The organism is Pseudolabrys taiwanensis, assembly GCF_003367395.1.
GTDB lineage: Bacteria > Pseudomonadota > Alphaproteobacteria > Rhizobiales > Xanthobacteraceae > Pseudolabrys > Pseudolabrys taiwanensis.
In genome coordinates this window covers 2,965,969-2,987,920 of sequence record NZ_CP031417.1, presented here as the reverse complement: position 1 = coordinate 2,987,920, position 21,952 = coordinate 2,965,969, and the positions used below count along the sequence as shown (strand labels likewise).

General features: G+C 61.2%; 23 protein-coding genes and 1 tRNA gene. 15 read left to right on the top strand and 9 right to left on the bottom strand.

Annotated features, from left to right (window positions below):
- Positions 1-14: 14 nt before the first annotated feature.
- From DW352_RS14305 to DW352_RS14285, 5 genes are all read left to right on the top strand, one after another.
- Positions 15-638 (top strand): Maf-like protein, encoded by a 624-nt coding sequence (locus tag DW352_RS14305; RefSeq protein WP_115691966.1) that lies wholly within the window; start codon positions 15-17, stop codon positions 636-638.
- A 58-nt stretch (positions 639-696) separates the two neighbouring features.
- Positions 697-2,214 (top strand): AMP-binding protein, encoded by a 1,518-nt coding sequence (locus tag DW352_RS14300; RefSeq protein WP_115691965.1) that lies wholly within the window; start codon positions 697-699, stop codon positions 2,212-2,214.
- On the top strand, positions 2,211-2,420 hold the full coding sequence (yacG, locus tag DW352_RS14295) for a DNA gyrase inhibitor YacG (RefSeq protein ID WP_115691964.1): 210 nt from the start codon (positions 2,211-2,213) through the stop codon (positions 2,418-2,420). Before DW352_RS14300 ends, yacG begins: the two co-directional genes overlap by 4 nt.
- Before the next feature lie 442 nt (positions 2,421-2,862).
- Positions 2,863-2,938, top strand: a tRNA-Phe gene (locus DW352_RS14290).
- A gap of 129 nt (positions 2,939-3,067) precedes the next feature.
- Positions 3,068-4,288: a tyrosine-type recombinase/integrase gene (locus tag DW352_RS14285; protein ID WP_342634866.1), complete on the top strand. Its 1,221-nt coding sequence runs from the start codon at positions 3,068-3,070 to the stop codon at positions 4,286-4,288.
- Between the two features lie 64 nt (positions 4,289-4,352).
- On the opposite strand, the gene DW352_RS14280 is transcribed toward DW352_RS14285, so the two are convergent.
- The 4 genes from DW352_RS14280 to DW352_RS26825 all read right to left on the bottom strand — a co-directional run bounded on the left by DW352_RS14280 (position 4,353) and on the right by DW352_RS26825 (position 8,174).
- Positions 4,353-5,285, bottom strand: a complete 933-nt coding sequence (locus tag DW352_RS14280; protein WP_115691962.1) for a hypothetical protein — start codon at positions 5,283-5,285, stop codon at positions 4,353-4,355.
- A 284-nt stretch (positions 5,286-5,569) separates the two neighbouring features.
- On the bottom strand, positions 5,570-6,397 hold the full coding sequence (locus DW352_RS14275) for a hypothetical protein (protein ID WP_115691961.1): 828 nt from the start codon (positions 6,395-6,397) through the stop codon (positions 5,570-5,572).
- On the bottom strand, positions 6,398-7,696 hold the full coding sequence (locus DW352_RS14270) for a relaxase/mobilization nuclease domain-containing protein (RefSeq protein ID WP_425374609.1): 1,299 nt from the start codon (positions 7,694-7,696) through the stop codon (positions 6,398-6,400).
- 13 nt (positions 7,697-7,709) lie between these two features.
- Positions 7,710-8,174, bottom strand: a complete 465-nt coding sequence (locus DW352_RS26825; RefSeq protein WP_162826968.1) for a hypothetical protein — start codon at positions 8,172-8,174, stop codon at positions 7,710-7,712.
- A 366-nt stretch (positions 8,175-8,540) separates the two neighbouring features.
- On the opposite strand from DW352_RS26825, the gene DW352_RS14265 reads away from it, so the two are divergent.
- Genes DW352_RS14265 through DW352_RS14255 form a run of 3 tightly spaced genes read left to right on the top strand, consistent with a single transcriptional unit; the run spans position 8,541 to position 10,695 of the window.
- A complete protein-coding gene (locus DW352_RS14265; protein ID WP_162826967.1) occupies positions 8,541-9,914 on the top strand; it encodes a type IV secretory system conjugative DNA transfer family protein in 1,374 nt (457 codons plus the stop codon).
- Positions 9,907-10,470, top strand: a complete 564-nt coding sequence (locus DW352_RS14260) for a hypothetical protein (protein ID WP_115691958.1) — start codon at positions 9,907-9,909, stop codon at positions 10,468-10,470. Before DW352_RS14265 ends, DW352_RS14260 begins: the two co-directional genes overlap by 8 nt.
- A 33-nt stretch (positions 10,471-10,503) precedes the next feature.
- Positions 10,504-10,695: a hypothetical protein gene (locus DW352_RS14255; protein WP_115691957.1), complete on the top strand. Its 192-nt coding sequence runs from the start codon at positions 10,504-10,506 to the stop codon at positions 10,693-10,695.
- Between the two features lie 41 nt (positions 10,696-10,736).
- Here the strand turns inward: DW352_RS14255 and DW352_RS14250 are convergent, their stop codons facing one another.
- Genes DW352_RS14250 through DW352_RS14245 form a run of 3 tightly spaced genes read right to left on the bottom strand, consistent with a single transcriptional unit; the run spans position 10,737 to position 11,286 of the window.
- Positions 10,737-10,919 carry a hypothetical protein gene (locus DW352_RS14250; RefSeq protein ID WP_115691956.1) on the bottom strand — a complete coding sequence of 61 codons (183 nt, stop codon included), beginning with the start codon at positions 10,917-10,919 and terminating at the stop codon, positions 10,737-10,739.
- Positions 10,916-11,077 (bottom strand): hypothetical protein, encoded by a 162-nt coding sequence (locus tag DW352_RS26820; RefSeq protein WP_162826966.1) that lies wholly within the window; start codon positions 11,075-11,077, stop codon positions 10,916-10,918. The genes DW352_RS14250 and DW352_RS26820 overlap by 4 nt, the downstream gene beginning before the upstream one ends.
- Entirely contained in the window at positions 11,074-11,286 is a 213-nt protein-coding gene (locus tag DW352_RS14245; RefSeq protein WP_115691955.1) for a hypothetical protein, read from the bottom strand. Before DW352_RS14245 ends, DW352_RS26820 begins: the two co-directional genes overlap by 4 nt.
- Before the next feature lie 600 nt (positions 11,287-11,886).
- On the opposite strand from DW352_RS14245, the gene DW352_RS14240 reads away from it, so the two are divergent.
- From DW352_RS14240 to DW352_RS14230, 3 genes are read left to right on the top strand one after another with little or no spacing between them, the layout of a single operon-like run.
- Positions 11,887-15,015, top strand: a complete 3,129-nt coding sequence (locus DW352_RS14240) for a tail fiber domain-containing protein (RefSeq protein ID WP_162826965.1) — start codon at positions 11,887-11,889, stop codon at positions 15,013-15,015.
- Positions 15,012-15,338, top strand: a complete 327-nt coding sequence (locus DW352_RS14235) for a hypothetical protein (protein WP_115691953.1) — start codon at positions 15,012-15,014, stop codon at positions 15,336-15,338. The genes DW352_RS14240 and DW352_RS14235 overlap by 4 nt, the downstream gene beginning before the upstream one ends.
- Entirely contained in the window at positions 15,335-17,776 is a 2,442-nt protein-coding gene (locus DW352_RS14230) for a hypothetical protein (RefSeq protein WP_115691952.1), read from the top strand. The genes DW352_RS14235 and DW352_RS14230 overlap by 4 nt, the downstream gene beginning before the upstream one ends.
- On the opposite strand, the gene DW352_RS14225 is transcribed toward DW352_RS14230, so the two are convergent.
- Positions 17,777-18,367: a tyrosine-type recombinase/integrase gene (locus DW352_RS14225; RefSeq protein WP_115691951.1), complete on the bottom strand. Its 591-nt coding sequence runs from the start codon at positions 18,365-18,367 to the stop codon at positions 17,777-17,779. It lies immediately after the preceding gene.
- Positions 18,368-18,652: 285 nt separating this feature from the next.
- On the opposite strand from DW352_RS14225, the gene DW352_RS26815 reads away from it, so the two are divergent.
- The 4 genes from DW352_RS26815 (at position 18,653) to DW352_RS14210 (ending at position 20,650) form a co-directional block, all read left to right on the top strand.
- Complete coding sequence (locus DW352_RS26815; protein ID WP_162826964.1) at positions 18,653-18,817, top strand: hypothetical protein; 165 nt, start codon at positions 18,653-18,655, stop codon at positions 18,815-18,817.
- A 91-nt stretch (positions 18,818-18,908) separates the two neighbouring features.
- On the top strand, positions 18,909-19,775 hold the full coding sequence (locus DW352_RS14220) for a hypothetical protein (RefSeq protein WP_162826963.1): 867 nt from the start codon (positions 18,909-18,911) through the stop codon (positions 19,773-19,775).
- A gap of 8 nt (positions 19,776-19,783) precedes the next feature.
- On the top strand, positions 19,784-20,116 hold the full coding sequence (locus DW352_RS14215) for a hypothetical protein (protein ID WP_115691949.1): 333 nt from the start codon (positions 19,784-19,786) through the stop codon (positions 20,114-20,116).
- A 207-nt stretch (positions 20,117-20,323) separates the two neighbouring features.
- Complete coding sequence (locus DW352_RS14210) at positions 20,324-20,650, top strand: hypothetical protein (RefSeq protein WP_115691948.1); 327 nt, start codon at positions 20,324-20,326, stop codon at positions 20,648-20,650.
- Positions 20,651-20,700: 50 nt separating this feature from the next.
- On the opposite strand, the gene DW352_RS14205 is transcribed toward DW352_RS14210, so the two are convergent.
- Positions 20,701-21,612, bottom strand: a complete 912-nt coding sequence (locus DW352_RS14205; protein ID WP_115691947.1) for an ArdC family protein — start codon at positions 21,610-21,612, stop codon at positions 20,701-20,703.
- Positions 21,613-21,952: the final 340 nt, after the last annotated feature.

Sequence of the window (21,952 nt, the reverse complement as noted above, 5' to 3'; positions counted from 1 at the left end):
CGGTAACCCGCCCGATGATCGGCCGCTCGAAATTCGTTCTCGCCTCCGGCTCGCCGCGCCGGCTCGCGCTCGTCAACCAGGCGGGCATCGAGCCGGACGCGCTCAAGCCCGCCGACCTCGACGAGACGCCCAAGCGCGGCGAGATCCCGCGCGCCTACGCCAACCGCCTGGCGCGGGCCAAGGCGGAGGTGGCGCTGGAGAACGTCAAGCTCGACGATGAACTGCGCGGCGCCTACATCCTCGCCGCCGATACGGTGGTGGCCGTCGGCCGCCGCATCCTGCCCAAGGCCGAGTTGCTCGACGAGGCGGCGCAATGTCTGCGGCTGCTGTCCGGCCGCAACCACCGGGTCTACACGTCGATCTGCCTGGTGACGCCGAAGGAATCGTTCCGCCAGCGGTTGGTCGAGACGCGCGTGCGCTTCAAGCGGCTGACGTCCGAGGACATTGAGGGCTATCTCGCGTCCGGCGAATGGCGCGGCAAGGCCGGTGGTTACGCGGCGCAAGGCATTGCCGGCACGTTCATCGTCAAGCTCGTCGGCTCCTACACCAATGTGGTGGGCTTGCCGCTCTACGAGACCATGCAACTCCTGGGCGGCGAGGGCTATCCAATCCGGTTCGGGTGGCTCAACGCGGTGTGATTGCTTCTCCACATCGGTTGCCACACACTTCGTTCGTTGCCGCGAACGGACGTAACCGATGAACCTTGCCCTCTGGCTTTCCCGTGCCGGCTTGAGCCATCCCGATGGCCCGGCGGTGGCTTTCGGGACAGGTGTGACCGCGACCTATGCGCAGGCGGCCTTGCGCGCCGCGCGGCTGGCCGGCGCCTTGCGCGCGCGCTGTGGCCTCGGCATCGGCGACCGCGTCGCGATCGTCGCCAAGAACATGCCGGCCTATCTCGAGTTGTTGTACGGCATCTGGCACGCCGGCCTCGCCGCGGTGCCGGCCAATGCCAAGCTGCACGGCGCCGAGCTCGGCTACATCCTCGACCATTCCGGCGCGCGCGTCTGCTTCGTCTCGAAGGGACTCGAGAGCGAGATCGCCGCGCACGCACCCAAGACGCTCGAGCGGCTGATCGTCATCGGCAGCGCGGAATATGAGGCGCTGTTCGCGAACGATGCGATCGATATCGTGTCTTGTTCCGGCGAGGCGCTCGCCTGGCTGTTCTACACCTCCGGCACGACGGGACGTCCGAAAGGCGCGATGCTGACGCACCGCGTGCTGGCGGCCGCCAGTTATGCCTATGCGATGGAGGCCGATCCCATTGGTCCGGGTGACGCCATCTTGCACGCGGCGCCGATGAGCCATGGCTCGGGCCTCTACATCATGGCGCACGTGGCGCGGCTCGGCCTGCAGGTGGTGCCGGAGTCGGGCGGCTTCGAGCCGGACGAGATTTTCGATCTAATCGAACAATGGCCGCGCGCGTCGATGTTCGCCGCGCCGACCATGATCAAGCGGCTGGTCGAATGCCCGGCCGACTGCCGGCCGGAAAACTTCCGCACGCTGATCTGGGGTGGCGCACCGATGTACGTGGAGGATGCGCTCGCCGCGCTCGACCGCTTCGGTCCGCGGATCGCGCAGATTTACGGGCAGGGCGAGTCGCCCATGACCATCACCACCTTGTCCAAGGAGGACATCGCCGATCGCGATCATCCGCGCTGGCGCGAGCGGCTCGGCTCCGCCGGCAGGCCCTATGCCTGCGTCGAGGTGAAGGTTGCCGACAGCCAGGATGCGCCGGTCGCCACCGGCGAGATGGGCGAGATCCTATGCCGTGGCGATGTCGTGATGCCGGGCTATTGGCGCAACGAGGAGGCGAGCGCCGCCACGTTGCGCGGCGGCTGGCTGCACACCGGCGATGTCGGCGCCTTCGACGCCGAAGGCTATCTGCACCTCAAGGACCGCTCCAAGGACTTGATCATCTCGGGCGGCTCCAACATCTATCCGCGTGAGGTCGAAGAGGTGCTGCTGACGCATGGGCAGGTGCGCGAGGTGTCGGTGATCGGCCGGCCCGACCGCGAATGGGGCGAGGTGGTCGTGGCCTATGTGGTCGGCGACGCCAGCCGGACGGAACTCGACACGCTGTGCCTGTCGAACATCGCCCGCTTCAAGCGACCGAAGGATTACGTGTTCGTGGACGCGCTGCCGAAGAACAACTACGGCAAGATCCTCAAGACGGAACTGCGCGTCATGGACAAGAACAAGGCCGGCTCGCCATGAACGAAATAGACCGCACCCTGTCTGCGCCCCGCTGCCCGATCTGCGGCAAGGCCCGGGACGAGGCCTTTCGGCCGTTCTGCTCCAAGCGCTGCGCCGACATCGACCTCAATCGCTGGCTGTCCGGGGTCTATGCCATTCCGGTCAAGGACGACGCCGACGATGAAGACGGCCTGCGGCCCGCGGACAACGACAACGCCGAACGCTAGAGCGCATCTCGTTGAGCTCGCATCGCCTCACAGTCCGCTCGCCCCCGCGAAAGCGGGGGCCCAGGGGCCAAAAGCACCCGCATTTCGAATGCCGCGCTGGATTCCCTCGCAAGTCGGCTGTAGCCGATTTGCGCACTTTAGGTGGCGGACATCGGGTAAACCCGATGTCCGCGCGGGAATGAGCGGAGAGTGTTTCAATCTGGTCATAAACTGCTTTAGGCCCGCGGCTTGGCGAGCGTGCCGCTCAGCCTGGGAAAGGCCGGCTTGGGCCGCGGAGCGGCAGGTCGGTGGGGCAGGACCGTGTCGTCCGGTAGGGATGCGGCCGGTCCGCGCTGCCGGCGGGGGCCCCGAAAATTGTCCCCGAACCCGTTCTAGACAGAGGGGAATCGAGCCTCTATAAACCCCGCCACTCTACCCATCCGGCCCTCGGGCCGGTCTCGGCGCCCAGGTAGCTCAGTTGGTAGAGCATGCGATTGAAAATCGCAGTGTCGGTGGTTCGATTCCGCCCCTGGGCACCATTACCCTCTCTCACCACGTAACATACTGGCTCATGGTGACCCAAAAACCCTTATTTTACAGGGTTGCATTGACACATGCGGACTCGCGACGGTCCCTTGCGTCACACGGCTCTGGGGGTATCTTTGGGGGTGTCCCTGGAAGAGCGCGAAGGCGATACCCCCATGCCCCTTTCGGAGCTTGCGGTCAGGACGGCGAAGCCGCGTGAGAAAGCGTACAAGCTGACGGATGGCGGCGGCTTGCACCTTCTTGTCCAGCCTGGCGGCGGCAAGCTGTGGCGTTTGAAGTACCGGTTCGGCGGCAAAGAGAAGCTGCTCTCCTTCGGGCCGTACCCGGCGACGAGCCTCGCGGATGCGCGCCGCCGGCGCGAGGCCGCCAAGTCGCTTCTCACGGCGGGCACCGATCCCTCCGAAGAAAAGCGCAAGGAAAAGATCACGGCGGCGCTCTCTCAGCGCAACACCTTTGGCGCCATCGCAGCGGAGTATCTCGACTCCAAGCGATCGGGCGGTACGGCCGAGACGACCATCGGCAAGCTGCGATGGCTTCTGGAAGACCTGGCCCGGCCGCTCAGCGAGCGGCCCATTGCCCAGATCACGCCGGCCGAGATTCTCGAACTGCTCAAGCGGGTGGAGAAGAGCGGGCGCCGTGATACAGCCCGCCGTCTGCGGGGCACGATCAGCAGCGTGTTTCGGATGGCGGTTGTGACCCTGCGCGCTGAAACTGATCCGACGTTTCCGCTTCGTGGTGCTCTGCTCGCGCCGAACGTCCAGCACCGCGCCGCCATCCTCGACGAAAAGAAATTCGGGGCATTGCTGACTGCCATCGATGAATACGACGGCTGGCCCACGATCACGGCGGCGCTGAAATTCATGGCGCTGACCTGCGCGCGGCCGGGCGAAGTCCGTCTGGCCCGCCGCGACGAGATCGATTTCACAAAGGCCGTCTGGCGAATTCCGGCCGAACGGATGAAGATGCGTCGTCCCCATGATGTCCCGCTTTCCCGGCAGGCCGTCGCTGTGCTCAAGGATATCTGGCCGCTGTCGGACCATGGCGAGCTGATATTCCCGTCGGTCCGCTCCAACCGTAAAGCGCTTTCGGAAAATGCTTTCAACGCATCGCTGCGCCGGATGGGATACAGTAAGGAAGAAATGACAGCCCACGGCTTCCGCTCGTCGGCCAGCACCATCCTTAACAGCCGCGGCTTTGACCCCGATGTCATCGAAGCCGTGCTGGCGCATCAGGACGAAAACGAAGTCAGGCGCGCCTACAATCGGGCCAAATACTGGCCGGAGCGAATAAAGCTCATGCAGGATTGGGCGGACCTGCTCGATGAATTTCGCAGGCAGCATTAGGCTGGATACTCGCGAAGAGAGTTTTTGTTGCTGGTGCAGAAGAGACTTCAGTATGGATCTGAAGCTATGTCTGAGTTTTGATGCGAGTACCTGCGCTCCCGGATCGGCATTTCCAGGTCTCAATATTGTATCTTCTGCAGAACTGCAGGGTGGACGCATCGAAATCCCAAGCGACCAGAATGGCCGTGACCCGGTTGTCGCTGAGACGCCAACTACGCGCAGCGGCCTGTAGAGCCCTGTATTTGATCGCTTGATGAGCGCCCGGAAATGGAAATCTGGTCTCGATTTCAACGACGGCGAACTGCCCGGTTGGCAATGTGAACAGGATGTCAACACAGTCGCCGCTCGTAAATAAGTGCTCCAGATCATATTTGGAATTCCGGGGCAGTCCGACAGCGGCCGGGTTGTGCGCAACCCACTCTTTTAGCGCCAGATGATCCGGGCCTTCGCCTCCTGGATATTTTCTGGCGATTGCCGCTTCCTTTCCAGCCGGTAGCTTGCCCTTAAGGGCGCCGGCCGGCGGCGCCGGTTGCGTCCCGCTGAAATGCTTGACGAGCAAGGCTTCGGCTGCGGCTCCCGCGCGCGTCTCGCCACAAACCGTGGCCATATCGGTCAGTATGGTGTGCACCTGCTCGGGCTTGAGATACCGGAAAAGACCGGTCTTCCATTCCATGCCTGGTTTGGCATTTCGGAAATAACGCCAGAACGGCAGCAATTCCGATTGCTGTTTGGTCAGCCGAATTCGGTTGTTTGGCGTAGCCGTAAGATTGTACTGCGCATCGATCTTACCGATTTCGTAAGCGCCAATTATCTGGCGTTCACCTTCGCTCTGGTCGGGGCGGCGGGTCGTCAGGATGACAATTTGGCCCGGCGCGGTGTTTTTTACGGGTATCAGTTCGCCTTTGCGCGGACCGTTGTGCCAAGAGCCTCCGTTGAAAGTCCAGTCCTGGAAAAGCCGGCTTTCCAGACACGGAAATTCAGGCAGGGCTCCTTTCATGCCGGCTCGGTAAAATCGTCTACAGCCATTCTCTGGCTGACTGCACCACACGTGCCGTTGCACATTGTCTACGATGAGATCGCGGGAGCATGTCCCCCGAAATCCAACAAAATTGTCCGATGGGCCGTCTGAGCGCGTCCCATCATTGTAAGTGCATTTAAATGCGACCGAGAATGCCATGCACTCATCCTTGAGCAGATCAGCAAATGTACAGATTAGTTAGACGTGAACGATCGTACCACTTCAAAGTCTCATAATCGGTCGATTTCTAGCATCGTCTACGCTTACATCTCCCGTCCATCGTCGCGCTCGCGCTGCGGCCGGGTCTTGAGCCAGTTTTGCATGTCGATGCGGATTTGTTCAGACCGCCGATGAAAAACATGCCCTGCGTCTCTGGCTTTGGCCGCGAAGGCTTGCACCGGCGCTTGCGGTTCTGCCGGTGGAGGAGCCGGGGCCTCTGCCGCCAGATGGGGCGCGAAACGTGTCTGATAATGTTCTCGCGCCGCTTTCGAGTCTGGAGAGCTCGAAATGAAGCGGCCGAGTTCGGTGTTGAGCTCGGTGCGGGTACGGGTCGTCACGGCCTCTTCGCTGCGGCGATACTCGGCGTCGACGGGCTGGATATGCAACTGAAAGGCGGCCGATTCTTTGCGCTCAAGAGTCGTGCGTTCATCGAGATGCAGGGCTGACAACGTCCTTGCAAACCGGTCCGGCGAGCCGATCATGGCTCCGATCTCGCGCGGTGCAAGGCGCTTGTGCCGTGAGAGCCGTTGCCGGTTGGCGGCAATAAACAGTGCCCGGTCGAGCGGTCCGGTTGATTTCGCGGCGGCGAAGCGCTGCTCGCGTCCATGAAGGCGCGCCAGATCGACCTTCAGCGGGCGATAGGCGGCAACGACTTTATCCAGAATTCGGGCACGCGCCTGCGAATACTCAAAGACAATACGGCTTCTCTCCCGCTCCTGGCGGTCGAGGATGGCCGTCCGGGCCGATTGAAAATATGCCGTGGCCTGGAGCTGTGATGCGAAGCTGGGCTCGGCCTCGCCACTGAAGACATCGGAAAGCCGATCCGGTCTGGTCTTCTCACTATCTGACATGCGGTCCTCCTTTTGATTCATTTACAGCTCGCGCCCGAGGTCGCGATGTCCCTGGTGGCGGCGCCAGTCTTCCATGTCCTGCCGTATGCGATCCGCTCGTCTCGGCAATTCGTCGAAAGATAGGGAATTCGCAGCCCAGGCCGCGTCATTAAATTGATCCGGCACGGGCCCATTTGGCGCCAAGCGCGTGCGCTCGACCGCCGGCGTCATGATCTTCGTCTTTGCCGCCGACAGCGTGATCAGGCCGCGTTCATGGTCGTGGTGCTGTTCGAGCGCGCGCGTTTCGTTCAAATGACGCTGAGCCATGGCATGATAGCGCTCGCGGTGCGCCTGCATAATCAGGTCCGATCCGCGGCGCAGGGTCGCATTCTGTGAACGGCCCAAGGCGCGGCGTTCCTTCTGATGAACGCGGGAAAGCGCCTGATCGAGCTTCTTACGGGACACAATAAGTCCTGCAATCTCCTTGAATTTAGGCGGATAGGCGGAGAATAGACGCGCGCGGTTGCGGAATACGAACACGGCCCGTTCGAGAATATTGGTCCGGTTGTTTGTGACGAATCGTCGTTCGCGGTTCTGGGCCTGATAAAGTGTCTTCCACTGCGGACGGAACAGGTCTTTGACGGCCCGGGCCTGACGGTCGAGGGCAGCGGTGCTCTCCTTGTCGAGCGCGTCGCGTTCGTGTTCGCGGGCGAAGCCGGCCTGGCTTCGCTCCACCTTGTGGCGCTCATCCAGGTTGGCCCGCATCATCTTCATGGTTTCGACGAGGGTCTGCCGTGCGATCCAGACAGGACGCGAGGGCGATTGATCTTTGACCGGCCGATAGGGGGCGGGCGGCGCCAGGGCGGGCTTTTCAAAGAGGCGCTCGCGTTGACGTTCCTTGCGGATAAGGTCGCGTTGCTCGTTATTGCGCACCCGTTCCTCGCAGTGAATCATGCCAAGCGTCTGCTCGTACTCCTGAGCCCACCGCGAAAGCTTTTCTTTTGTAAATTTGAGATCGGCGGTCCGTCCGGTATAGGGGTGGACTGTATTGCAGACGATATGAACATGGCAGTGCTTGGTGTCCGTATGGCCAACCACAACGGCCTCGTGCTCGCCAAGGCCCAGCAGAACGAGGGTATTGATCGCGGCATCCCTCATTTGCTGATCGGTCGGGCGATCTGTCTCATGCCACGATAAGGTATAATGCAGGACGGGATTGGTGTTCTTCCGCCCTCGCGCCTGCAATCCTGCATTGGCCTTGAGCTGGGCCTGATTGCGCCATGTCTCGTACATTTCGTACCAGGCATCATCGAAATGCGATGACAGGTTCTGGGTCAGCACCCAGGATACGCGCTCACGGCTCTCCGCCTTCTTGTCGTGAAGGATATATTTGCACGACCCTTTGAAACTCGTTCCGCGCTTTTGGAGCCTGGGTATCATCGGCAGAGACTTTCTGCTGGGTTTCGTTGATGCGTTTTGCAAGTAATTCGTCCGCGATCAGGACCTGCAGCACGTCGCGCAGAGCAATCGCTATGGCCCTATTTTCGGAGTCGATCCGTGCCTCCGGCGCGAGCGCGGCCGCATGCAGCGCGTTCACGAGCCGTTTGAGCTCTGCTATGGCCAGCGGCGGCAAGTGTCCGTCGTTCTGGTTGGCCGCATGCGGTGTGGATTGCTGTGTCAGGAGCTTCTCGACATAACCGGCAAGCGTGTCCTGATTCTGAACCGCCAGTGCACGAAGCTTCGCATGCTGTTCCGCTGTGACGCGCACCGTAACGGAGTGGGTGCGGGCAGCCTGACTATACGTGCGGGGTCTTGGCATTCGAATTCACTTTCACGCTCATTCATTCGAGCGCTCGCTCGAACCGGGATGGGGTGTGGGGAAGAGCGGCAGCGGCCTTCCCCGGTCCCTTAGGGATTTGGAATTCGAATCCGGAACGGATTTCGATTCCAAATCCACATCTCGTTACCCCACTCCGCTTAAGCCTAGCGTCGCTCTACCTAAGTGCGCTTTCGTTACTTGCAACTTATCCCGCAGTATCTTTTCTATCGTTGTTATCTGCATCGTCGCGGCACATTGTGTCGCATGCGTGCGCATGGTGCTCCATGCTGCACGTCTGTTTTTATGAAATCAGTATGGCCATCTCCTTCTCATCGCGCATGAGGCGCGTTGAAAGAGGAGGGTGCGATGACTGGGTCATTTCCACCGCGCGGTTCAGGTCGTGCGGACTGCGCCAATACGCCGCCGTCCCAGATCTGGGGCAATCCCTGGGAGCTCGGGCCGAACTGGGATTGGCATCCCGGCATGGTAATGCTCGGCCAATGGGACGAGCGCCGTATCGGCATTTCAGACGATCGCCATGGCGTAACGGTCGCAGGCGCGCGCTCTGGAAAATCCTCAACGGTGCTTATTCCGAATCTGCTTCGCTATCCCGGCTCTGTCGTCGTTCTCGATCCGAAGGGCGAGCTGGCGCGCGCCTGCGCGGTGCACCGGGCCAAAATGGGTCAGCGCGTATTCGTGCTCGATCCGTTCAATGAGACTGGCCTTGCGAATGCGTGTCATAATCCGTTCACCGAACTCGGTCATGGCAGGCCGGAGCATGTGGCGGCCGACGCCGCCCAGCTCGCCGACTCGCTCATCATCAACAATGCACGCGATCCGCACTGGACGGATTCAGCCAAGAATCTGGTGCGCGGCATCGCGCTGCATTTGATTTCGTCGACGGCGCTCCCAACGACCCTGCGGGAGGTTCGCCGTCTTCTGAGCGCGACGCCGGCCGAACTCGAACGGCTGTTCGAGGCGATGGCCAATTCATCTGCCTTCGACGGTGTTGTCGGGAATATCGGCGCGTCGTTCCTCGGAAAATCGCAGGCCGGCGGCCGGGAATTACAAGGCATTTTATCGACCGCGCAGGAGCAGACGGCGCCGCTCGACGACATTATCCACGTTACGGAGCGCTCGGATTTTGCGCTGACGGATTTGCATAAAGGGGACCTGTCAATCTTCCTGGTCCTGCCGGGCATGCGGATGGGGACGCATTACCGGTGGCTGCGTCTCGTCATTCAGCAGGCATTATGTGCGGTCGAGCGCGCGCCCGCGGCGCGCGGGTCTCTGCCGGTGTGGTTCGTCCTCGAAGAATTCCCGGCGCTCGGGCACATGCGCTCGATCGAAACGGCGGCGGGATTAATGGCCGGGTTCGGGGTAAAGCTCTGGGCGGTGCTGCAGGATTTAACCCAGCTCAAGACCCATTATCCGAAATCCTGGGAGACGTTCCTCGGGAATGCCGGATTTATCCAGGCGTTCGGGAATGCCGATGTCACCACGACGGAGCATCTTTCCAAAATGCTCGGCATGACTCAGGTCTTGGACCGGCACGATGTTCGCGTATCGGGCTCGGCGATGAGCCACGGCGACACCGGCCGGCGCGAGCATCCAAGGAGCGTTCGCCTGCTCGACCCCTATGAAATCACGCGGTGGTTTTCGCGCGAGAGCAACCGCCAGCTCGTGCTCGTGCCGGGCCGGCCGCCGCTTTACATGAACCGGGTGCCGCGCGATGCGTAGTTTCCAGACCACACCCATTCGCGAGCGCGACGCGCAGGGCCATCTCACGGCGGCGGGTCTGAACTGGGTCGAAACCCGTTACGGCATTTTCGGGCTATCGGCCGTCATTCTGGTCACGGGCGCGGTGCCCGCTTTAATCTGCCTCTGGTGCATAATCGCCGGCGCGTATCGGCCGGCCTATATCGCCGCCCTGGTCTGCGGCGCGCTCGTCTGGCTGTCGATTTCCGTCGCATCACGATGGGGGAGCCGTGACCGTGCCGTGATTTTCCACGCCGACCGGATCGAGGCGCCCCACGGCCTTCCGCGCAGGCCGACGCCGGCACGTTTGCCCATAAGGGTGGCGGACACCGCGAATATCGAGGCGTGGAGCGAGGCGAGGGATGCCTTTCCGATGCTCTACACGCGCGAGGGCGACTCCTATTTGCTGGGCTGGGCGCTGAATGAGTTTCAGGCGCGTAAGGTCATCGTGCAGCTGACCGCAGCCCGCGACGAATTGCTGGCCAGCCTCGCGGAGCCCGCGCGCGCGGCCGGCTCCGCGCGGCAGGTCATACGCTGAGTGAATCTTTCATCGGCCATAAAGGAGCAGAGCATGGACGCAAAACTCATCCGCATTCGCGAGCTCATCGATCAAAAGGAATCGATCGATGCGGAGCTCGCGTCGCTCATCGGAGGAATGCCGGACGCACCAAGGCGGGGCCGCCCGAAAAAATCCGACAACAACCACAGCGCCGCCGGTCCGGGACTTGCGCAGGCGCCCGGCGGCGAGGCCGCGGACGCATAAAAAAGATCGGCGGCGCCGCGCAAAGCGGTGCCGCCGATCGCTCATTCGATCCATGTATCCTGCATGAGGCCGGCCTCGCCGGTCTCGACACAGCCATCGCGGCACCGGAAGAAGGTCTCGCCGTCGAGGTCGTAGAGATCCTCCGCCCGCAGAATGGCGCGTTCGATGCGCGCCTCGTAATCATCTGCGGCGAGCCCGCGCCTGGGAACGGTGAGCGGCTTCATCGCGCACCTGCCGGCTGGAAACTGCGAGCGGCGTCCCAGAATATCCGGGCTTCATCCCGGCTGCGGCCGAGTTCGAAGCAGAAGATGTCTTCGATGGCGGCGAAGGTGAGCGCGACCGTTTCCGGTCGCGCCGCCTTTTGCCTGACGGCCGGGGTCATTGCTGACCCCCGGTCTCCTCTTGCGCACCGTCCTCGGTGACCTCGCGCAGCACGATGCGACCGGAGAGGGGGACGGAGTCGAGAACGATATTAATGCCTTTGCCGTCCTTGTTCATCCAGCCGGCGCCGATGCGGGTCCAGCGGGCTTTTTCGTCGCCCTGCACCTGATAGAGCGCATGGGTCGGACGCTTGGTTTCGGATTTGGTCATTGTAGTCTCCTTCGTTTTCAGTTCGGCCCGGCACCACGCCTGGCCTTGTGGGAACGTGAAAACCGCGCACCAAAGGGCGGCGGTCACACGCAGCGCCGGAGGCGCTCCCGAAGGGGGCGGAGCTGCACAAGGCGAAGCCGCGGAAGCGAGCCGCGTTTACCGATGACCGGTGCCGGTTAGTTCCCCATCATCAAGGCCGTCGTGGAATCCGCCGGGTTGATGGAAAGGAGACGCTGAGACCAAAGCCAGCAGCCGTGTATTCGCACCGAGGTCGCTAGGATGACCGGCCCCGGATTGTCCCGGCCGACTGAGTTCGGAGCGGCAAAGGAAAATCGGCCTCGTCGCTTAACGCTGTCCGACTGTGCATGTGAGGGAATTGACGTTGAGCAGGAGCAGGATGCGGCAATCGCCCGCCTACAAATGGCGGAAATCCGCCATCTTGCGAAACTAAATTGACCGCTGTTGCTGATCGCACGTAGACTAGGATAAGGACTGAGCGAGTTGAGCCGGTCCGGGGCGTCGAAACCCTTAATAGATAGCGGCAGACATGTGCCGGAAAACATGTCGCTTCTCGGTCGCATGGCCGGGAGGCGGCGTTGTATGTCCAAGCCTCCGCGGCCAAAGAGCGCCGCGCCGTTTCCTATCTATGACGGTTTCGAACTCCCGGCCACCAGCCAGCGTGTGCGCGCCGGTCTGGTGGCTATTGGCAAACGGAGTTTGATGCGTCGCTGGTTATTGCCCGTCTTAGGTCTCATTCTTCTTGCGGTGGCACAGCCGGTCCAAGCCGCCTGCCATTATCCGGATGCGGATGAAGGCAACATCATGTACAACGACGATTACAACATCGTTCAGTACTGCGACGGCGTGAACTGGGTCTCGATGGGCGGTGGCGTTACCGATGCGCGCATCGGCACGCTGACCGCCAATAAATGGTGTGCCGCCAATGCCGGCGGCAACGGGCTGGAGTGCACGCAGGACGCCCCCGTCGGCGTGCTTTCAGGACTAAGTGATGTTGATGCGACCGGCCTCGCGGACGGCAACATCCTAAAATACAGTGGCACGGCCGGCAAGTGGCAGACGGTCAGCGCCGGCACCGCCGATCCGTCCTCGGCATTCAGTGCTACGGCCCCATCCGGCGGGACGCTTGCTATAGGCACGAACGTTATAGTGTATACCAGTGTATCGTTTGATACCCACAGCGATATCAATCCATCGACCGGCACTTTTACGGCGCCTGCCTCTGGTGTGTACGTGTTCGCGGGTAACGTTCAGGTCGTCGGTAACCCGACGAACTACTACACCCAGTTTGCCGTTAATGGCATCGGCACAATCAATTATGGTTCACGCTTTAATTCGACAACGGGCGCAGCGTCGCATCCGATCAGCCATGTTTCGGCTGTTCTGAAATTGAATGCGGGCGATACCGTGAGGTTGGCAGCGTACACGGACACAAGCGTGATGCTCGCGTCCGCGGTTTTCTCCGGGGCCAGGTTGAGCGGCGGCGGTATCGGCGGCGCGTCCACGCTGGCGGGCCTGAGTGATGTCGATGCCTCGGGCGCGGCCAACGGAAAGTCGCTGGTCTACAACGGCAGCACCAATAAATGGGAAGCGCAGACCATTTCAGGCAGTGGCAGTGCCCAGGTGGCGTTCCACGTCGATAAGAACGGCGCGACGCAGCCCACATCGGGCCAGACGGTCGTCACCTGGCCGAATGAAGTGTACGACACTAACAATAATTTCGCGTCCAACCGTTTTACGCCGACCGTGGCGGGAAAATATCTTATCGTCCTGAGCACGTATATGGCGAACGCTACGACGATCTCTTCGATATTCAAAAACACGTCGACCGTGGCGCAAAGCTATAGTGCCGCATCCAACGGCATCACGCCCGTCAGCGCGATCGTCGATATGAACGGCACCACCGATTATATCGAAGCACGCGCCGAATCCATTACCGGCAGTACCACGCTTTCCGGCGTTCCCGCGCAAACCTACATGACTGGCATATTGCTGAACGGCGGGGGTCCTAGCGGCGGGTCGTCGCAATGGTCGGATGTCACCGGCGGCATCAATTATGCGGGCGGCAATGTCGGCATTGGCACGGCGACACCGGCGGAGAGGCTTGAAGTCTTTACTGATGCCAATGCTGTCCCGCCGCGGATATTCTTGACTACGGTCGGCGTCGGCTCGCCTGGGTTTATCGGACGACGCGCGGATGGATCCGTTGGCTCGCTCGCAGCAATCGCAGGGGCGGACGAGTATCTCGCTTATTTCGGGGGACGTGGCTACAACGGCTCGGCGTGGACCTCAGCTGCTGCGTCCTTTATAGGCATGTTGTCTTCACAGGCATGGACGACGACGGCGAATGGTTCTTACATGAATTTTTACACCACGCCGAATAACAGCACGACGTCGGCCGAGCGCATGCGCATCGACGCCTCTGGCAATGTCGGCATCGGCACGGCGACGCCCGGCACGCCATTGCATGTGTATTCGACGGCAACGGCACCTTTGGTTCAGTCCGAGGTCAAATGGGACAACGTCAATTCTTTCAGTGGATTTTATGCTCAGACCGAATCCGCCGACAATTCCGTTGATTCTTCCCTTTATATTCTGGCGCATGCCAGCGAACGGACGGTCACGCGCTATGGCTTAACGTTAGGGGGATGGAGCGAAATAGTAGTGCCTGCCGGAGCTACGAACGGCAACGGACTTGCTATAGGCACGGCCATTAATAAGCCTATTGTGTTTGGCACCAATTCGCTTGAGCGAATGCGGATCGATTCAAACGGCAATGTCGGCATTGGCGTCACAACGCCTTTGGACCGGCTTCAGGTCGCCGGCGGGCTTAGGCTAAGCGCGGTTACGCCGGTCTTGCGTCTCAACAATAGTTCGGCCGCCTCCGGTTCACAGAGCTGGCAAGTTCAGAACAATAACGGGTTGTATTTCGGCACGACGGCGGACGATTTCTCAAGCTGGCAAACATCCGCGGTCTTGTATCTTGACCGATCCGGCAGGATCGGCGTGGGAACGGCCTCACCAACGGCAAAGTTCGAAGTCGCCGGCAATACAATCTTTCTGCATACAAGCGGAGGCGCCAATTTCCAGATGATGGACGATAGCGCCACGGCCGGGTCGAAACGTTTTCAGATGGCGGTCGGAAGCGGCTACCTGACGCTGGGACCGGTTTCGGATGACAATACCTCCTGGACCGCCACGGCGATGCAGGTGAACCATGCCGGGAATGTCGGCATTGGCGGCGGCCCGAACGCGAGCTACGCCCTGAACGTGACCGGCACCGCTTATGCCACGGGTGCGGCGGGCGCTCTCTCGGATATCAGGCACAAGAAGGATATTCACACATTGCCAGAAGGGGAATTGGCGAAGGTCATGAAGCTGCGGCCCGTCTCGTTTCTGTGGAAGCAGCCGGTAGACGACGGGATGAAGGGCGAGCAACTCGGTTTCATCGCGCAGGAGGTCGAACAGGTGCTGCCCTCCATCGTCCTCACTCAAGACGACAAGGATCGGACCAAGGGCCTTAAATACACCGAGATCATTCCAGTGCTGACAAGGGCCATTCAGGAGCTTAAGGCGGATAATGACAACCTGCGCGCCGCCCTGAAGGCTGCCAACGACAATGAAGAAAAGGAATTCCGCGCCCTGCGTGCGGAGATCGACGTGCTGAAGAAGGCACGCCACCCCGTCGCGGCTCACAAGGGAGGATCATGATCAGATTTGAACGCATTGCACTGATTATTGCAGCGGGTGGCCTGCTCGCGTTTGCGGCGGTCGCACTGGCCTCCACGGTTTCGGCCCCGGCAAGACCGGCCTGCGAGACGGGCGTGTCACGAGCGGTGGCCGAAGCGCGCCGCGCGCTCAATGCGAACGATCCTGGGCAGGACCGAGTCGCGCTGGCATGCATGGTGGACGCACTCGCGACGCTCGATGCCAGGGTAACTGGCCTCAGCAACGGCTCGGTGCCCTTCGAAGGCGCGGTGTATGCCCCGAAAGGCATGGTGATATCGAAGCCCCCCACGAAGGAGGCGCGTTGAAGCAGTTTAAGGTGCACAGCATCCGGGCGCTCGGTGAAGCCGGGCCCCCACAGCCTTATTTGTCGGGCGTCCGGACCCTGTGCATCGCAGTCTTCTTCGCGATTCTCGCGCATCCGTCCGCCGCACGCGCGGATTGTCCGGCCGCCCCTATCGGCAACGCCGATGACATGGCGATCAGTTTCCTTGCCGCGAATGGCGTGCAGGCGGCGTCCGCCTCGCAACTGGCGTCAGCCATTAAGGACGGCACGCTCATCTATGACAGCGCGGCCAGCGCGCTCAAGGTCTGCGACGGCACGAACTGGGTCTCCCTGCAAGGCGAGGGCGCCATCGGCACCGCGGCGGGCTCTGCCGACGAAGTGCAATTCCGTAATGTTGGTACGGGAGCATTCGCGGCGGATTCAACCTTCGTGTACGACGCGGCAAATCACCGTCTTGGCGTAGGGACGGCAGCGCCGGCGGTGACTCTGCACGTGGCATCATCCGCTGATACGCGCCTCGTACTCACGGGCGATAACAGCACCGTTACGGGAATTGATTTTCAGACCAAGGGCACGGACGGCAACGTTGTCGGCAGCAGCAATAAGGGATGGCACATCATTGCGCACGGCGACAGCGATCCGCACACGTCTTGGCAAAATGGAATCACGATCGCCAACTACGACGATACGGTGGGCAAGACGGTGTTCGCATTGCTGCCGACCGGCAGCGCCTCTCTCGGCATTAATGTTCCCAAACCGTCGGCGCTGCTCGACCTGACCGCGACGGACAGAGGGTTTTTGCCGCCCCGCATGACCGCAGCGCAACGTGATCTGATTTCATCGCCCGCGGTAGGTCTTGTCGTCTACAACACCACCGACAAGGCTCTGAACTATTACGACGGCACGGCATGGACCGCGGTGGGAGGGAGCGGCGGGGCCGGCTCATCCACGCTTTCGGGCCTGAGCGATGTCAGTGTGGGTTCACAGAGCAATGGACAGGCGCTGATCTGGAATTCGACGTCCAGCAAATGGGAACCGGGCTCGGTGTCTGGCGGCGGACCAAGCGAACCCATGTCCCGCTCGGGCACCTTAACGTTAGGAACGGTTTATGGCCCCGCAACGTCCGACGGACTTTTGATCGTCCAAGGTAGGCAAGATGGCGCAAGCGGCCAGAGTTTCCTGTCGGTCAATGCAGATACCAGCAATCCACCGACGACCCAACGTGGTCTCCAGTATAGCTATAACAACGGTACGGGCTATTTGGGCACCGTCTACATGACAGTGCCCATTAAAGCCGGCGAATATTACCGAGTCCTTTGCAATAACGGAACATCTTGCGGTGGTACGTCATTTATCGGCATAGCCAGTTATTACTTCGTGTCCTTGCCGACCGGCGGAGGCTCTTCCCAATGGATAGATGTGCCAGGCGGCATTAATTTTTCTGGCGGCAATGTTGGTATCGGCATAACGACTCCGTCCGGAGCTGGAGTGGTGAACGCTGGAGCTTATGCCTCGTTGGGAGCCGCCACAGCCCTCGTTAACGGTGGTGCTGCCGTCATATTGGACTATGCAAGTGGAGGGCGCCTTTTCACGCAAAACGCGACACCATTGAGGTTCTTGACTGACAATGCGGAACGCATGCGCATCGACCCTGTCGGGAACGTAGGCATCGGCACGGCTTCGCCGGTGGCCCCTCTCGATGTTCAGGCCACGGGGACGAGCGTGAGGCTGGCGCAATTCCTTGCACCGAACCAAGGCAATGGCTTGCTGTCTCAGATCGTTGTCGGAAAGGACAGCGCGACAAACTATGCCCAAGGCGCGTTGACCTACACCTACAACAGTACGACGCCGTCGAGCTCATACATTTCGCTCGGCAATGCCACCGTAAACTCGGCGATGCTGAACGTCCTCGGAAATGGCAACGTCGGTATTGGCTCGGTGAGCCCTTCAGCAAAATTGGATGTAAACGGATCGGTGGTGGTCGGCACGGCAAATACGGCGAATTCGAGCGTAATCGCGTTTAGAAGAGCAGGAGGAGATCCGATCGGCGGAATCGGCGTGAACCAGTCGACAGGCCTTACAGAAATCTACAACAGTCAAGGAAGTGCAGGAATCTCATTCAATATCGGAGACGGATCGCAAACGTTCCAGAACAATCCCGAGGTTTTGCGTATCACGGAGTCCGGCAGTGTTGGCATTGGAACGACAAATCCATCCGAACGTCTTGATCTTGGCGGGGGAAATATCAAAGTCGGCTACCAGCAAGTCGTCAATAACTGCGGATCCGCGGTAGACTGTGTGGCAACCTGTCCAGCTGGAAAATATGTCACCGGTGGCGGCTGCTGGCTTATGTCTGCCTGGGTAAGCTATCAACATGAGCCTACCGGGAACAACGCGTATCACTGCATGGCGAACGGCTCGTCTGTCCGCGTGACCGCGATCTGCGCGAATGTTCGATGATTATGCCCACATGCGCGCCGCAATTTCCCGCTCTTCGACACCCATGGCCTGAAGATAGATCGCCGTCGTCTCCATGCGCGCGTGGCCAAGCCAGCGCTGGATGAAGTTTATCGGCACTCCCGACCTGACCGCATGCAGGCCAAAGCCATGGCGGAGGCCTTTCGGCGTGGCATGAATGCCGTCCGCGATGCCGGCGTCGGCCATGAGGCCCTTGATGAGACACCAAGCATGCGCGCGGCACCACGGCCAAAGCTTATCTTTGTCGGGCTCGCTCAAGTCGTGCGTTGCCAGAAGCTCCTCAAGCAGCTGAGGCGGCACCGGGACCTCTCGGAAAACAATGGCGCCGTTGCGCTTCTTCAGCGAGCGCACGACGATAAAGCCGGACGCGAGTTCGAGGGACCGCCCCGATATCGCCAGCGCCTCGGAAATCCGGCAGCCCGTGTATACCAACGTCAGGCAGAAGGTTCGCAGTTTCCGGCTGGGACAAGCCCGCGCTGCCGCGATCAGGGCGTTCCGTTCGGCCTCGTTCACGTACTTCCGCTCTCCGGCAGCGGTATAGAGCGATAACTGGCCTCTGGACTGAACACGCATGAAGTCGCTCCCGACGCCGCTTGGGGGTCTTGCGACAGTCTTGCCTATTCTGTTGGATTATCCCGGAAGCGGCCTGTTTTCGGCCTTTCGCTCCGCGCGATAGTTAAGAATCTAGCAATCGCAGAATCCCGCCGCAAGCGATAAATCCGGCATTTTTTCACGCACCAGACAGAATAGGCAATTCTGTTGGCTCCCGCATAAGCCGACTCCGCCTTCGCCGCAGCCTTTGGACCGTATCGGTCCGGGGCTGTTTTGATTCACGACCTGTAGTGAACGGAGTATCCGATGGCCAACAGCGAAGAATCCGCCCGCCAGCAGGCGCGCTCGGATTATGCCCTCAATCCCCAGACCCCGAAGCTTACCGAACAGCAAGCCGACTGGACGACGCGCAACGCCTACGACGCAGAACTCGAACGTCAGCGCCGTCTCGACGACGAGCGCAAGCGCTGAGCGTCCTGGGGCATCCGTTTACGCGGATGCCCCTTTTTCATTCCGTGGAGGGAATACCGTGAAGCATATCTTCTGGGCGGTCGGCGCGGCCATGCTCGCGCTGACCGTCCCTGCGCACGCGCAGCAATCGATCGAATGGAAGCAGGTGACCAATCTGCCGAAGGGGCTGAACCAGCCACCGGGCCTCAAGCTCGATATTCTCGGCATCGAGCTCGGCGACAGTTACGCGGAGGTCAAAGCCAAGCTGCAGAAGCTGGCTGACGAATACCCTGCAGCGCCAAAGCCCGCCGGAAACACGGCCAATGATTTTATGCTCCGGCAACTCGGCCAGATGTCGGGCGCGAGCGATGCACCGCCAATCGAGGAGCGCGAGACGATCATTCGCTATCAAACGCCGGGCGGCCAGATCACGGCCCAATTCGTGGGACAGATATTCCTGCGGCGAAAGCTGCCAAGCGGCAATTCGAAGATCGACGAGACGATCCATGTTCTGCTGAGCGCCCCATCTTCGGGGGCGCAGGTCTATGCGGTGCGTCGCTCGCTTTCCTTCGACAACGGCAATCAGGTTGCCATCGCGACGTTCCTGCAGGCCCTAAGCGACAAGATGGGCGGCGCACGGCCCCAGCCCATTGGCCCCTCGGGCAATACCTATCGCTATCAGTACGACAATGGCCGGTTGGTCGCACCCAACCCGCCCACGCAAGACGGCCAGTGCGCCGTGGAAGTGGTCGGCACCGAGATGCGAAGCTTTGCCCGGAGCATCAATGCGAGCGGCGCCTGCGATGTCTCGCTGGTGGTGCGGTTCGGATTCGGGATTTCGCGCGAGCACGCCGCCTCGGCGGAGTTCTATCTGAGCGACCAGGAACGCGCCAAGGCGAACAAGGAAACCGACTACGCCTTTGTCGAAGCGTATGTGCGGGGCCTGCAATCGCACAGCGGCGCCGCGCCCAAGCTCTAGGTGGGATCATGAAACGACGCGTTCTCCTTCCCGCATTCGCAAGCCTCCTGCTCGCCGCCTGCTCCGGCGAGCCAAATTCGGATGACATTTTGAAAGCGCTTAATGCCGACCCTAAATTCCAGATGACATTGGGAATGCTGGCCGGCAGCCAGGCCAATCTCGATGCCATGAAGAAGAACGGCGTGGTCGAGAAATCCGGGTGTAAAGACGCGCAGGGTGCGCCCGGTTATGTCTGTGACTTCCGGTGGGGCACGAAAGGCCCGGATGGCCATGTGCGTTACGGGAATCCCATGAGAGGGCGGTTGTTCAAGACGTCGCAGGGATGGGCCGGCGAATTCTAGAACCAGCCATGCAGCGGGATCAGAACAAGGCGCATCGTCCCGTCATATCTTGACACATACGAGCGCATGTCAAAATTCGGCGCGCGGTTGCGATCCTCGCAACCGCGCGCCATTTTGTGGTGATGACGGTCAAACACATCATCATGGCTGCGCCGGAGGGCTCTACCGAGCGCAGAACGGCCGTGACCGCTGCCGAAGAAGGGCGCAATGGTCGTGGACAGCACTGAGCCAAACGTGGCCTGGACGCGCCTGAAGCTGGCGCCGATGCCGATGGGCTCATGGCGGCTGATCCGGCGGGGCCAGCGCTTTTGCTACGCGCTGCGCCGTGTGCGCCTGCTCAGCGTAGAAGAGTACGACGCGTGGTTTGGAGAGCGTTGCGAGCGCATCGAGATCCTTGCGCCGCCCGATCTGGTCACGATCTGGAAGGCGCCCGCGCCGGGCGAATGGACGCTCGTCCGTGTCGCCGCCGGCTATCTGCTCGGCATGGCGGAAGACGCGATCGAGCGCCTCGACGACGAGCACATTCCATTCTAGCGCGACCGAAAGGCGCATGATTTGTGGGCCGTTCGGCCAGCAAGCAGACGTCACGCGGCGTTGCGTGAATCCGGCGCGTCCTGTGCCGCCGGTTGCAGACCGTGCAGATAATCGGCCGCGCGCTGGGCATGAGACGCGGCGGTGAAGATGGCGCGCTTGTCGTTCTTCAGCGCCTTCAGCCATGAGCCGATATAGGCGGCGTGATCGTCGCAGTGGCCCGGCGTCAGGTCGAGATCGGCGCAGAGGAAGGCCGCGCCCAGCTCGGCGACCAGTTCCTCCATGGCATAACCTTCGTCGCCAAAGCGCTTGCGCCCGAAGTCGCGGGCGAGGCGCTTCGGATGACGCGTCCAGTGCGTCAGCTCGTGAATGAGCGTGGCGTAATAGGCGGGTGCGTCAGAGAAGCTTTCAAAGGCCGGCATACGCACGCGGTCCTCGGCCAGGCTGTAGCAGGCCATGCCGCCGCCATGCACGATGTCCGCGCCGGTTGCGGCCGTGAAGGCGTCTGCGTGGGCAATGCGGGCCACCGGGTCGAGGATGGGCTGCGGCTTTACATAATAATGTTCGGGCAGACCGTCGATCTGCTCGACGTTAAAGACAGTGTAGCCTTTCATGAACGGGATATCGCGCTCGGAATCCTCGCCGGTTTCGGCGTCGGTTTCGGTGCGGGTGAGTTTGGAGGCGTAGACGACAAGGCTGCCGCGCTCGCCCTTGCGTACATGCGCGTTCAGCTCAAGCGCCTGCTTGAAGGTCATCCAGATAGGGGAGCCGTAGCCCTTCTCGATGGCTTCCGACCACAGCATCAGCACGTTGATGCCGCGATAGGGAATACCGTTGGCTCGCAGCGGGCGCAGGATGCGCCCTTCTGCGTGTCCGGCACTCCATGGCTTCGCCCATGGGCGCACGCCCTGTTCAAGCGCCTCGACAATCCTGGTCGTGACGCGTTCATACACATCGTTTTTCATCGCTTTTCTCCTTCGTAGTTCGCGGTTTGCGGCGGTGGCTGCAAACCGGACTAGCCGGAGCGGCAATGAGCGGGGTCAGGCCGTCACAGGCCGGAAAACGCCAAGGGGTGGTGCGGGCCGGGAGCGAAGCGCACTACACGGCCCGGCGTTTTCCGCCCGGAGCCGAGGCGAAGGGCCTGGCCTTGACGGGCAGGGGCGGCGAGCCCCCAAATGGCAGGAGAAACGCCAGCCGCAAGGCTGTCATGGGATTGACTGGGGATGGCTTGTTCGCGCTTCAAACGGCGGCAATGCAACGGTCGGTTTTCAGTCGATGCTGCCGGATACACTTGGCGACGGCAGA

Bases quoted from the DNA above. Each gene is read 5' to 3' on its own strand.
- DW352_RS26825 (WP_162826968.1), bottom strand. From the start codon at position 8,174: ATGCCAAGACCCCGCACGTATAGTCAGGCTGCCCGCACCCACTCCGTT.
- DW352_RS14210 (WP_115691948.1), top strand. From the start codon at position 20,324: ATGGTCGTGGACAGCACTGAGCCAAACGTGGCCTGGACGCGCCTGAAG.
- DW352_RS14245 (WP_115691955.1), bottom strand. From the start codon at position 11,286: ATGACCAAATCCGAAACCAAGCGTCCGACCCATGCGCTCTATCAGGTG.
- DW352_RS14255 (WP_115691957.1), top strand. From the start codon at position 10,504: ATGGACGCAAAACTCATCCGCATTCGCGAGCTCATCGATCAAAAGGAA.
- DW352_RS14225 (WP_115691951.1), bottom strand. From the start codon at position 18,367: ATGCGTGTTCAGTCCAGAGGCCAGTTATCGCTCTATACCGCTGCCGGA.
- DW352_RS14235 (WP_115691953.1), top strand. From the start codon at position 15,012: ATGATCAGATTTGAACGCATTGCACTGATTATTGCAGCGGGTGGCCTG.
- yacG (WP_115691964.1), top strand. From the start codon at position 2,211: ATGAACGAAATAGACCGCACCCTGTCTGCGCCCCGCTGCCCGATCTGC.
- DW352_RS14265 (WP_162826967.1), top strand. From the start codon at position 8,541: ATGACTGGGTCATTTCCACCGCGCGGTTCAGGTCGTGCGGACTGCGCC.
- DW352_RS14275 (WP_115691961.1), bottom strand. From the start codon at position 6,397: ATGAATCAAAAGGAGGACCGCATGTCAGATAGTGAGAAGACCAGACCG.
- DW352_RS14215 (WP_115691949.1), top strand. From the start codon at position 19,784: ATGAAACGACGCGTTCTCCTTCCCGCATTCGCAAGCCTCCTGCTCGCC.
- DW352_RS26820 (WP_162826966.1), bottom strand. From the start codon at position 11,077: ATGACCCCGGCCGTCAGGCAAAAGGCGGCGCGACCGGAAACGGTCGCG.
- DW352_RS14240 (WP_162826965.1), top strand. From the start codon at position 11,887: ATGTCCAAGCCTCCGCGGCCAAAGAGCGCCGCGCCGTTTCCTATCTAT.
- DW352_RS14205 (WP_115691947.1), bottom strand. From the start codon at position 21,612: ATGAAAAACGATGTGTATGAACGCGTCACGACCAGGATTGTCGAGGCG.
- DW352_RS26815 (WP_162826964.1), top strand. From the start codon at position 18,653: ATGGCCAACAGCGAAGAATCCGCCCGCCAGCAGGCGCGCTCGGATTAT.
- DW352_RS14220 (WP_162826963.1), top strand. From the start codon at position 18,909: ATGCTCGCGCTGACCGTCCCTGCGCACGCGCAGCAATCGATCGAATGG.
- DW352_RS14300 (WP_115691965.1), top strand. From the start codon at position 697: ATGAACCTTGCCCTCTGGCTTTCCCGTGCCGGCTTGAGCCATCCCGAT.
- DW352_RS14260 (WP_115691958.1), top strand. From the start codon at position 9,907: ATGCGTAGTTTCCAGACCACACCCATTCGCGAGCGCGACGCGCAGGGC.
- DW352_RS14280 (WP_115691962.1), bottom strand. From the start codon at position 5,285: ATGAAAGGAGCCCTGCCTGAATTTCCGTGTCTGGAAAGCCGGCTTTTC.
- DW352_RS14250 (WP_115691956.1), bottom strand. From the start codon at position 10,919: ATGAAGCCGCTCACCGTTCCCAGGCGCGGGCTCGCCGCAGATGATTAC.
- DW352_RS14305 (WP_115691966.1), top strand. From the start codon at position 15: ATGATCGGCCGCTCGAAATTCGTTCTCGCCTCCGGCTCGCCGCGCCGG.